Genomic DNA, 11,010 nt, shown 5'->3' with positions numbered 1-11,010 from the left:
GCCTCAAGGGCAAGGAGCGCAAGAAGTTTCGCAAGGCGTGCATCAAGGAAGCCGGCGACAAGGCCGCGCCGGCCGCCGCCCCGGCGACCAAGCAGTAAAGCCCGCAGGGCCAGCGCGCCGCTCCGGCCATCGACGGCATCGGAGCGGCGCGTGCGCCGCTCCCTGCCCGCGCTGCCGGCGTGAATCCGTCGGCGGTGCATTGCTGCACCGCGTGGTTGCAATTGTCCCGCGGGTGCGAATTTGCCATAACGCGGCGTGACTCAGATCCGCGCTTCGATGGCCCTGGCCATTCCCGACCGCAGCAAGGTCCTGAACGGGCTTGAGACTCTCGTCATCGGCGCCGGCGGCGGCCTGTTGTTTCTGTGGGCGGGATTGCCGGGCGGCCTGATCTCGGGGGCGATGTGCGCGGTCGGGATCGCGGCGTTGGCCGGTCGGCCGCTCGCGGTGCCGCCGGTGCTGACGCAGACGGTGCTGCTGCTGCTCGGCATTTCCCTGGGCTCGCTGATGTCGCAGCAATTGTTGCAGCACATGAGCTCCTATCCGCTCACCATCGGCCTGCTGGCACTGGCGACGTTCTGCGCCACCTTCGGCTCGAGCCTATACCTCCAGCGCGTGCATGGCTGGGACCAGACCTCGGCCTTCCTCGCCGGCAGCCCCGGGGCGCTCTCGCAGATCACCATCCTGGCCGCGGAAAAGGGCGCCGACGTCGCGGCGATCGCCGTGGTGCAGACCATGCGCGTCATCATCCTGACCGCGGCGCTGCCGCTGGTGCTGGCGCTGACCGGCGTGACGCATGCCGCGCCGCCGCCTTTGCCGACCTCGGTTGCCTCGCCGCTTGGCCTGATCTTTCTGGTCGCGGCGTCGGTCGCCGTCTCGCTGCTGCTGCGCTGGATCAAATTCCCGGCGAGCTGGATGTTCGGCGCGATGCTCGCCTCCAGCCTGCTGCACGGCTCCGGCCTGGTCGATGGCGGCCTGCCGCCCTGGCTCCGCAATGTCGCGCTGGTCGGCATCGGCGCGTTGATCGGCACCCGCTTCGCGCGGATGAAGACCTCGACCCTGCTCAGCCACGTCAATGCCGGGCTCGGCTCGTTTGCGATCGCCATCCTGATCTCGGCGGTGTTCGTCGCGGTGATCGCCTTCACCACCCATGTGCGGCTCGCCGACGTCGTGGTTGCCTTCGCGCCGGGTGCGATGGACGCGATGCTGGCGCTGGCGCTGACGCTGCACATCGACCCGATCTTCGTCGGGGCGCATCATCTGTCACGGTTTCTGTTCGTCACCATCTCGACGCCCGGCATCATCCATCTGTTCGGACGGCCGCAGGACGACGTCGACGACTAGCTGGAAAGCGCAGCAGCGTAGGGTGGGTTAGCGAAGCGTAACCCACCACCTTCTCACCGCGACATGGTGGGTTACGCCGTCGGCTAACCCACCCTACAGGTTAGGCCCTCGCGGCCTTCACCATGCCCCAGCCGGCGATCGCGGCCATCAGCAGCGAGATCAGCACGTTGTAGCCGGCCAGCGAGACGCCGAGGAAGCGAAACTGCACCTCGTCGCAGCGCACCACCTTGACCTTGTCGAGTTGCTCCAGCAGCGAGCCGGCCTTGCCGAAATCCACCATCGGGCCGGTGCAATCGGTCGGCCCCGGCCAGAAGCCCCATTCGACGCCGGCGTGATAGCCGCCGAGCCCGGCATTGGCGAGCGCGGCGAGGCCGAGGATCGCAAGCCCGGCGAGCAGCACCGGCCGCGACGCGCCGCGGGCGGCGGCCACCGCAACCAGGGCGCCGAGCGGGACCGCGAGGTAATAGGCATAGCGCTGCTCGAGACAAAGCGGACAGGGCATGATCTCCAGCACCAGCTGGAAGAACCAGGCGCCGGCCAGCGTCGCCGCCGCGATCACCGCAATCGCGAGCGCCGAGGTCAGCGCTGGATTGACGGCGGCGGAAGCATGCGACGGATGGGCGGTGGCGGTTGTCACGGGCAGTCCTCCTGGGAGCATCGATCGGGAGCGCCGTGGCCCCTGCTCCATGCTCGATCCGGGTCGTATCGCGCCAAAATATCGCTGTCGAGGCACGGGACAATCACTTCCGCGCGGGTTGACCGTGACGGGCCGCCCGCTATAGTCCGCCGCGCTTCGCGACCCCGGCCCTTCCCGGTCCGGTCCATCGCGAATGCCCCTGTGGCGGAACTGGTAGACGCGCTCGACTCAAAATCGAGTTCCGCAAGGAGTGCTGGTTCGATTCCGGCCAGGGGCACCACGCTTCGCCCTTGCGGGCTTCGCGTGGCGCAGCCACGCCAAGGCTGCAAGAGCGAAACGTGTCCGGCGAAGCCACTTGGCCGGTCCGTGACGGGCCACGATATACGGAATCCTGAAGATCAACGTCCTGGCGGATAGTTTGCCTTGTCAGCGGTGCTGAGTACGCCGCCAGCGGCGGTCATTCCGGTCTCTTGCCGTCAATGACATCACCAAACATTTCCCATTTATCACCCTTGAAGCGCATCATCCGCAGTTGCTCGACCGGATAGTAATCGGTCGGAGATGTGTTGATGAAGATGCCGGGCAGAAGGATATCGGGCGCGAAATCCTTCAGGTTGGCGGCCTGCTTCATAATGTTCTCGCGCGTCAGCGTATCGCCGCACTGTCTCAAGACTTGAACGACGGTCTCCGCGACCCCATAGGCGTAGACGACGCTTCCGTCGCCCTTGTCGGCCTCCGGAGCATATTTGGCGAGAAAGGCGCTAAGCCTCTTCATCCCTTCGTCGTTATCCCACTGCCGATCAGTATCCTTTGAAAAGGCCGCCGACAGGATGCCTTGGGCGTTATCATAGCCGGCCGACTTCAGCACCGTGCTTGAAGCGCCGATGAGGCTCTGAAAATAAACTGGCTTCCAGCCGAGCTCCGCGGCCTTCTTGATGCTTTGCGCAGCAGCCTTGGGCGTGGTCATGCTGAAGAAGGTATCAGCGCCGCTTGCTTTCAATTTGACGATATGGCTTTCGACTGTGGGTTCAATGATCTCGTATGGCTCTTCCGCGACGATCATCTTTGCAGCGCGCTCGCCAAGGCCATCTTTCACACCTTTGAGCAGGTCTTTGCCGAAATCGTCATTCTGATAAAGAATGGCGACCTTGGCGTCGGGCTTTTGCTTGAGGAGGTACGTCGCGTAGACGCGTCCTTCGATTTGATAGTCCGCTTGCCAGCCCATCGTCCACGGAAAGTTCCTGTAGTCGCCGAATCTGGTCGCGCCGGACGACACGAAGAGCTGCGGCACCTTCCTGGCGTTCATATATTTCTGGATGGCGGAGTTAGACGGCGTGCCGAGCACGCCCGCCAGCAGCAGCACCTCGTCGCTCTCGACAAGCTTGCGCGCCTGCTCGACGGCTTTGGGAGGCGAATAGCCGTCGTCGTAGCTGATGAAGTTGATCTTGCGGCCGTTGATGCCGCCCTGATCGTTGATCATCTTGTAGTAGGCGCCCTCGATCTTTCCGAGAATGCCGAAGGCGGAGGCCGGGCCGCTATACGGCATGATGTTGCCGATCTTGATCTCGGTATCGGTCGCACCGGCATCGTATGCTTTCTGCGCGAAAGCGGTGCCGAACGTCGCAAGTAGAAGGCTTGCGCTGCAAGTCGGGAGTACATACCGCAAGATCATGGCCTTTCCTCAAGCAACGCGAGCCTTCCGAACCCGCTGCGGTGGAAGATGAGGGGCTGCCTGCGGCTATCGACGACGACGCCATGAAGTTGGAGCAGCACGATGACATGATCGCCCGCCTCCAGCTCCTCGCGGACAGTGCAGTCATACTTGGCGATCCCCTCGGCGAGCATCACTGCACCGCTGTCGATGATCTCGAAGGCGACGTCGGTGAACCGTTCGCGGGCCGGACCGGCGAGCTGCCGACACAATGCGCCGTGGTCCTCAGCGAGCACGGTGACTCCGAGGTGCTCGGCTCGGCGTAGCTCGGGCCACGTGGTCGAGCCTTTCGCGACGGCGAATGACACCAGCGGAGGTTCGAGAGACACCGAGGTGAACGAGGAGGCTGCAAGACCCACCAGCCTCCCGTCGACCTGCGCCGCCACGGCCACGACGCCCGTCGGGAACGCGCCGAAGGCGTCGCGCAGCATCCTGCTGTCCATCTGCTCGCTCATGGATTGCATTCGGCTCGTGCTCCGTGTGCGGTGGCGTACGCGACGACGAGATCGGTCACGGCATCCAACGCAGCGTGGCCAATCGCCTTCGAACTCCCGGCGGGATCGCCGAGGACGCCGTTGGGCGAGACCGCGTCGATGCCCTCGACGAACGCCCGCCGCAGGAACGCCTCGTCCACCGTGCCCAGATACCCCGCAGCCGCCCGATCGGGCCGAACCTTCTCGGGGTGCAGGACGAGCATTACCGAGGTCTCCGCCACGTCTGCGTGACCACCGACGTGGCTTCCGAGACCAGCGACCGACTGCGCCGACTTCCGCCATGCGTCGAGGATCGCGGCACTGTCTCGATAGACGATGACCTGAAGCGCCGGGGCGAGTGCCGCGGCCAGCCGCGGCTCGAAGTCACGCATGATCGGGTAATTGCCGATGTGGCCGGAGAACAGGACGACGCGGGCGAACCCGTGCGCGGCGAGGCTGCTGCAATAGTCCAGGCAGATCGCCTCTAGCGTAGCGGGACGCACCGAAAGCGAGCCGCAGAAGCCGAGGTGGTGGGGCGAGTACCCGACCTTGACCGTCGGCAGCACCAGTGCAGCGCCGAGCTTGCGGGCGATGCGGACCGCGAGCGCATCGGCGTGATCACTGTCCATCGACAGCGGAAGATGAGGTCCGTGCTGCTCGATCGCACCCAGCGGTAGGATCGCCGTGCGGGCGCCGGCCGCGATCGCCTCGGCGATCTCGGCGCTGGTCAGGTGTTCGATCCGCAGCTCACGCGGTTGCTCGGAACGCATCACGTCTGGCTCCTTCAACCCTGGAGCCGCGCCTGGTCGGCGAACTCGTTGTGTTCGGCGGCGCTGTACATCTCATCCACGAGTGCGCTGAACGATTTGAGCACTGCTGGCCGACGGATCGTGCCCTTGGACGTGAGCTCGCCCGCGCCGGGCGAGAGCGCGCGTGGTGCGATCCGAAAGTCCTTGAGCTGAAGGGGGCGTGCGAGGTCGGCGTTGAGCTTATCGATCCAGGCTTGCAGGCCTTGATGCAGCGCATCGCTGTCGAGCCTGCCGGCCGTCTCGGTCGGCCAGATGAGAACGGTGAGGTAGTTGCGGCCGTCGCCGACGACCACGGCCTCCTCGATCAGGGGATTGGCCTTCAGGCGCACCTCGATGGGCTGCGGGCTGATGGTCTTGCCGCCGCTGGTGACGATGATGTCCTTGGCCCGACCGATCAGCTTGACCTCACCGGAGGCGTCGATCTCGACGAGGTCGCCGGTGCGATACCACTCTCCGTCCATCACGTCCGCCGTCGCCTCCGGGTTGTTCCAGTAGCCGCGGAACAGCAGCGGTCCCTTCACCAGCAGCTCCCCTTCACTGCTGGTCTTGATTGCGAAGCGCGGGTCGGGCATGGCCTTGCCTACGGTCCCAGGGGATGGGAAGGCGCGGTCCCACTGCCCGAGCACCCAGCCGCAGGTCTCGGTGGTGCCATACAGTTCGCGCAGATCCACCCCCCACATCTGCCACAGTGCTTGCACCTCGGGGGTCATCGCTCCCGACGAGGTCCAAGCGACGTTGACGCGGTCCACGCCCAACTTCGCGCGCAGGGGCAGGAACACCTGCTGCTGGGCCTGGTCGTAGCGCGCTTGCAGCTCGGCGGGCACGGCGTCGCCGCGCCGGCGCGCGGCGGCAACCTCGCGGGCCACCTCCATCGCGTTCTCGTAGGACTTCTGGAACGGTGCTGGCGTCTGCTTGAGCGCGGCCAGCGCCACGCTGAGCAACTTCTCGTGCAGCCGCGGCGGCCAGACGATCCCCGCAGGACGTACGCCGCGGAGCGCCTCGGACAACTGGTCGATGCGGCAGAAGGTCACCACCGACCGGGTCATGATCGGCGCGTAGACGCCGGACAGCGCCGGAGCGACATGGGATAGGCCCAGGAAGCTGAGCGAGTCGCGGCGGGTCGTGGTCAGCTCGGGGTTGAGCACGGCGGAGCCGAGCACCGAGTACTGCAGGGTGCGGTGGGTGTGGACAACCCCCTTGGGAGCTCCGGTAGAGCCTGAGGTGTAGAACAAGGCTGCCGGCTGGTCGATGTTTCCGCCGGCGAGGCGTTGGTCGAACAGCGCCGGGTTGGCCGCGTCATGGGCTCGACCGGTCTCGCGCAGGTCGGCCCATGTCCTGCTGACGACCGTTTCGGGCAACCCCGACGGGGCATCATCGAAGCTGATCACGGCGCGCAGCGCGGGGAGCTCCGAGGCGATTGCGGCGACCTTTGCGACGTCGGCGACATCGCCGACCACGATGGCGATGGCCTCGCTGTGCCCGACGAGCTGCCTCACCTCAGCAGGGGAGCTCGTGGGGTAGACGCCCACCGGGATCGCCCCGGCCGACAGGATGCCGAGCGCCGTCATGACCCATTCGGTGCGGCCCGACGCCATGATGGCGACCCTGTCCCCGGGCGCGACGCCGAGGGCAGCCAGGCCGAGCGTGACCTCGCGTACGGCCGAAGCGTACTGCGCCCAACTGGTCGGGATCGCGCGCGTCCCGTCCCACTGGCAGAACGCGACCTCCTCGGGTTCGACTTCCGCGCGGTCCTGCACCATCTGGGCGAAGGTGCGGTCGACGGCCTCGAAGTTGGCAACGCCGATGTCGGTGACGCCGCTCAGGACGGGCACCTGCCGGGCGCGGGCATCGGCTGCGGGGACGGTATTCGTGACCATCATATCGCTCCATTTCCTAATGGCAGGCCTGGCTGGCCTACGTGTGGTCTGGTGTGGTGTTCAGTGCCGGCGGCGTTCCGTCGGAAGACCGCGACGGCGCCCGCTGCTTCCTCCATCCTTCTCGGAGGCTCCGGGCCACGGGGTCGTCGATCCAGGAGGCAGCCTTGGCGAGCGTGACGTCGGCTCGCTGTTGGTCCTCGATGTCGTCGTAGTCGTTGACGGCATGCTTGAGCGCCGCATAGAGCACCGGCGCTCGACGCCCGGCCTCTCGGGCACGATCGAGCGCTTCGATCATCAGTCGGCCGGGCTCGATAATGGCGTCGACGAGCCCCCACCGCGCCGCCTCCTCGGCACCGATCAGTTCACCACTCAGCAGCAGGTCACGCGCGCGCCGCATTCCGATCAACCGGATGAGGCGCTGGATGCCTTTGTCAGCGGGCAGCAGGCCATGTCTGATCTCGGGGAATCCGAACCGGGCGTGCGGCGCCGCGAGCACCGCGTCCGCGAACAGCGCGTACTCGACGCCGCCGCCGACGCAGTCGCCGTTGACGGCGGCGATCACCGGAGCCCGGTATCGCTCCATCGCGACGAGCAGATTGTGGAATCCCCGCATCCGCTGTTGGATCGGGCCGGCGGCAGCTCCGTCCACCTCCTTGATGTCGCCGCCGGCGCAGAAGAACCGATCGCCGGCGCCGGTGATCACCACCGGCGGCGGGTCGCCCTCGCCGCGGTCTCGGAACAGCGCGATCATGGCGAGCAGCAGCGGACGGTTCAGGGCGTTGGCTGGCGGCCTGTCGAGCGTTGCGACCAGGACGCCGTCGTGGCCGGCCGTCCGCAGTCCGGTCGCCGCCTCGCTCTCGTATCGGACCGTCATCGAATGCGTCTCTGTCTGATCTCAGGGAATCCGAGCCGGCGTGGAGCGCAGCAAGCACCGCGCCCGCAAAGAGCGCATACGCTACGCAACGAGCCCGTCAGCTTGTGCCTTCTGCGAAGCGCTTGCGCTTCTCCCGGAAGGCCGCGACGGCCTCTTTCCGCTCGGGGCTATTGAACGTAAGCGTCTCGAGCGCACCCGCGGTGTCGAGATTGAGATGCGCCTGTTCCTTGATCAGCTTGTTGACGCTGTACTTGGTCCAGATGATTGCGCTACGGGGACCGCTCGCGAGCAGTTCGGCATATCCGATCGCATACTCGAGAACGGTGCCTTCCGGCACGACCTTGTTGATCATCCCCGCTGCCGCCGCGTCTTCCGCCGAAATGAATTCACCGGTCATCAAGTAATGCTTGGCCCGCGCCGGGCCCAGAAGAAGCGGCCATATGACAGCACCGCCGTCGCCGGCGACGACGCCGGCCGTCACATGCGTATCGGCGAAACGAGCGCTTGGCTGGGCAAAGATAACGTCGCAGAACAGAGCGAGCGTGGCGCCCAACCCGACCGCCACGCCGTTCACGGCGGCAATGACGGGGGACTCCACCTCAAGGATGTTTCTAATGAGGTGTCGGCCCGAGCGCGTCGGCGATATCTTATGTATGCCCTGATCGAGCGCGTTCTGATCGCCGCCTGAGCAGAACCCACGACCAGCGCCGGTAAGGACGATAGCCTTCACCGCGGGATCGTTATCGAGATCCACGAACAGCTCCTCCAACGCGGCATGCATAGGCCAATCGATGGCATTGAGTATCTCGGGCCGGTTCATGGTGATGACGGCCACACCGCTCGGACGTATCTCCACGAGCAAGCCCACGTACTTTTTATCTTTCATTTTCAGTCTCCCGTTGTTCAGATAGGCGTCAGGCCGAAGCCGCCGAATTACGGACGGATCCATCGACCGTCCCGGCGGCCGCCTTGGCATTTTCAAAGGCCTCGCGCTCGGCATAGTGGTCGGGGCGGGCGGCGCGGATGTCGGCAAGGATCGCGTCGGACGCACGCACGACCGACCGGGGGTTTTTGAACCTCGGGATGACGTACTTGCCGAACAGCTCGATCGACTTCATCAGCTCCTTGTGCGGCATGCCGTCGATGCGCAGCGCGAGCGCGTCGATGCCCATGTCGACGTACCGTTGGACCTGCCTGATGCAGGTCTCGACGTCGCCGACGATGAAGCTCCCGGACTCGTCGAACAAATAGCGCTCGTTCTTGAAGTCGATGTTCTTGATCTCGCCGAGCGATCCGTAGTCGGCGGACAGTTTCGCCAGCCGCTCATAGGCGTCGATTGACAAGGCGACGCTATGGGCCAGCGTCGCCGCCCACCGCTCCGCCTCCTCATTTGTATCGGCGCAATGCATTCCGCCGGAAATCACGGCGACCTTCTGCGCCTGCACCGGGTAAACATGCACGGCACTCGCCAGCTCCTTGTCATAGAGCTCGGCCGACCTCTGGACGGAGGCGAACCCGTTATAGCCGCCGCCCATCATGGCGCCGATGCCCATATGCGCCGCGGCGGCGATCGATTGCGGGCTCGCGGTCGCCATCATCATTGGCGGATAGGGTAGCGTCACGTGCTTGGGCGTCAGGCTGCGCGGCGGAATCTTGTAGTGCTCGCCGACGAAAGAGAAGATGTCGTTCGACAGGGCCCGGCGGATGACCTCGATGCCCTCCATCTGCTGCGCCTTGGTCTCCGCGGGGTCGACCTCGAAGGCGTGCAGCGCGAGGGTGGTGTTGCCGCGCCCGACGGCGAGCCCGACGCGGCCGTTCGACAGGATGTCTTCGGTCGCCAGCCGCTCCGCGACGCGGAGCGCGTGATTGATCTTCTTGGGCAGCGGCGTGATCAGGTGGATGAACTGGATTCTGCTCGTGAGCGCCATCATGTACGGGTAGATCACCTCGGGAGCGGAGGTCGAAGCCGTGCCGATCGCGAAATGCTGTTCGGAGCACCCGAACGCATCGAATCCGACTTTCTCCGCCAGAATCACTTCATCGATGAGCTCGCGATAGCGGTGCGCGTGGGTGTGTCCCGGCTGGGTTTCCCCTTCGCTGAAGAAGATGAACCGCATGCGTTGTGCCTCCTCTGCACCTTAATGTTAATCCGAACTAACTTTATTGTCAGCTATCGCGTCTTGTCAACGGCCTTTTGGTGCTGGCTGCTTAGAACCCATCTTAGAGCCTAATGCTATTATTATCGGACTTTTCTGCGAAACGAGCGTATGGAATCAGATGCCCGCCCCCTGTTTGGCGAATCCGGTAGCCGTCAATAAAGTTAGTACGTATTTACTTTTGGCAGAAGAGGAGACGTTTCCATGATCGGAACGCCGAGGCCGCGAAGGATCACGCCGGAGCGAAGGATAGCGGGTTGCTTCGCGCCCGCCGTGCGGTACGGTTTGTCGCGATGAACATCCAGACACTCCCGATCAAGCGCGCATCCAGGAGCCGGCGGCGCGAGCAGTTGATCTCGGTCGCCGCCGAGTTCTTCCTGCATCACTCCTACGACGCAGTGACCGTCGAGATGATCTCTGCGCGCGCCGGCATCACCGGTCCCGGACTCTATCGCCACTTCCAGAACAAGCAGGCCTTGCTGATCGCGGTTCTGGAGGAGCCGACGCAGGTCGTGCACGAGGTCGCAAAACGAATCGCGGAGACGACCAGGGAACCCAAGGCAGCGATCGTGGCGATGGTCGAATCCCACATCCGGCTCATCCTGCAAGGACCGCCGAGCACGCTCATCTTCACTAAAAACGAGCACGCTCTTCCCGAACACGACCGCCGAAGGATCCGCCGCGAGATGGCGCTGTACGCCGAAGAGTGGGTCTCTGTCGTAGCCCCGCTGCGGCCCGACCTGTCCGAAGCCGAGGCACGACTGTTGACGCAGGCCGTGTTCTCCATGCTCAACACGGCGGCGACGCTCAAGAAAGGCCTGGACGAGCAGTCGATCTTCTCGATCATGCGGCAAGCCGCACTGCACGCGCTGCTCGGCCGCGGCGACCTCTGACCTAGGCTTGGCCTGCCTACGCCCAGCGCGACCGGTCGACGTCGCGTAGCTGCACCACGCGGCCAGGTGCGCTCGAAATCGAGTACGCGCCGCGGCGCCAGACCGAAATTGAATCGCTCTAAGTCGAACACCGTGCGATCGCGAAGCAACAATCAGCGCACAACCGCCTGACTTGGAAAGCTTCTAGGCGAGCGTGGATTGCGCAGAAGCGACGTCGAGCTAGAGCAAGTCCGGATTCT

General features: G+C 65.0%; 10 protein-coding genes and 1 tRNA gene. 3 read left to right on the top strand and 8 right to left on the bottom strand.

Features of this window, described 5'->3' with window-relative positions:
- Positions 1-255: 255 nt before the first annotated feature.
- The gene (locus tag B2W55_RS30670; protein ID WP_024579249.1) at positions 256-1,341 is read left to right on the top strand and encodes an AbrB family transcriptional regulator; all 1,086 of its coding nucleotides are present in this window, start codon (positions 256-258) and stop codon (positions 1,339-1,341) included.
- A gap of 100 nt (positions 1,342-1,441) precedes the next feature.
- On the opposite strand, the gene B2W55_RS30665 is transcribed toward B2W55_RS30670, so the two are convergent.
- Positions 1,442-1,978, bottom strand: coding sequence for a disulfide bond formation protein B (locus B2W55_RS30665; RefSeq protein WP_024579250.1), 537 nt, complete (start codon positions 1,976-1,978; stop codon positions 1,442-1,444).
- Between the two features lie 195 nt (positions 1,979-2,173).
- On the opposite strand from B2W55_RS30665, the gene B2W55_RS30660 reads away from it, so the two are divergent.
- Positions 2,174-2,258, top strand: a tRNA-Leu gene (locus B2W55_RS30660).
- A 177-nt stretch (positions 2,259-2,435) separates the two neighbouring features.
- Here the strand turns inward: B2W55_RS30660 and B2W55_RS30655 are convergent.
- The 7 genes from B2W55_RS30655 to B2W55_RS30625 all read right to left on the bottom strand — a co-directional run bounded on the left by B2W55_RS30655 (position 2,436) and on the right by B2W55_RS30625 (position 9,839).
- Complete coding sequence (locus tag B2W55_RS30655; protein WP_024579117.1) at positions 2,436-3,650, bottom strand: ABC transporter substrate-binding protein; 1,215 nt, start codon at positions 3,648-3,650, stop codon at positions 2,436-2,438.
- Positions 3,647-4,144, bottom strand: coding sequence for a flavin reductase family protein (locus tag B2W55_RS30650; RefSeq protein WP_100555029.1), 498 nt, complete (start codon positions 4,142-4,144; stop codon positions 3,647-3,649). Before B2W55_RS30650 ends, B2W55_RS30655 begins: the two co-directional genes overlap by 4 nt.
- Positions 4,141-4,932 (bottom strand): creatininase family protein, encoded by a 792-nt coding sequence (locus tag B2W55_RS30645; RefSeq protein ID WP_024579115.1) that lies wholly within the window; start codon positions 4,930-4,932, stop codon positions 4,141-4,143. Before B2W55_RS30645 ends, B2W55_RS30650 begins: the two co-directional genes overlap by 4 nt.
- A gap of 14 nt (positions 4,933-4,946) precedes the next feature.
- Positions 4,947-6,848 (bottom strand): AMP-dependent synthetase/ligase, encoded by a 1,902-nt coding sequence (locus B2W55_RS30640; protein ID WP_244442119.1) that lies wholly within the window; start codon positions 6,846-6,848, stop codon positions 4,947-4,949.
- 37 nt (positions 6,849-6,885) lie between these two features.
- Positions 6,886-7,722: an enoyl-CoA hydratase/isomerase family protein gene (locus tag B2W55_RS30635; protein WP_024579113.1), complete on the bottom strand. Its 837-nt coding sequence runs from the start codon at positions 7,720-7,722 to the stop codon at positions 6,886-6,888.
- 97 nt (positions 7,723-7,819) lie between these two features.
- Positions 7,820-8,608 carry an enoyl-CoA hydratase/isomerase family protein gene (locus tag B2W55_RS30630; protein WP_024579112.1) on the bottom strand — a complete coding sequence of 263 codons (789 nt, stop codon included), beginning with the start codon at positions 8,606-8,608 and terminating at the stop codon, positions 7,820-7,822.
- A gap of 28 nt (positions 8,609-8,636) precedes the next feature.
- Positions 8,637-9,839: an LLM class flavin-dependent oxidoreductase gene (locus B2W55_RS30625; protein WP_024579111.1), complete on the bottom strand. Its 1,203-nt coding sequence runs from the start codon at positions 9,837-9,839 to the stop codon at positions 8,637-8,639.
- A gap of 296 nt (positions 9,840-10,135) precedes the next feature.
- Between B2W55_RS30625 and B2W55_RS30620 the strand changes: the two genes are divergently transcribed.
- A complete protein-coding gene (locus B2W55_RS30620; RefSeq protein ID WP_244468625.1) occupies positions 10,136-10,771 on the top strand; it encodes a TetR/AcrR family transcriptional regulator in 636 nt (211 codons plus the stop codon).
- Positions 10,772-11,010: the final 239 nt, after the last annotated feature.

This window comes from Bradyrhizobium sp. UBA2491, from assembly GCF_002341725.1.
Lineage (GTDB): Bacteria > Pseudomonadota > Alphaproteobacteria > Rhizobiales > Xanthobacteraceae > Bradyrhizobium.
This window is presented reverse-complemented; position numbering and strand designations above follow the sequence as displayed.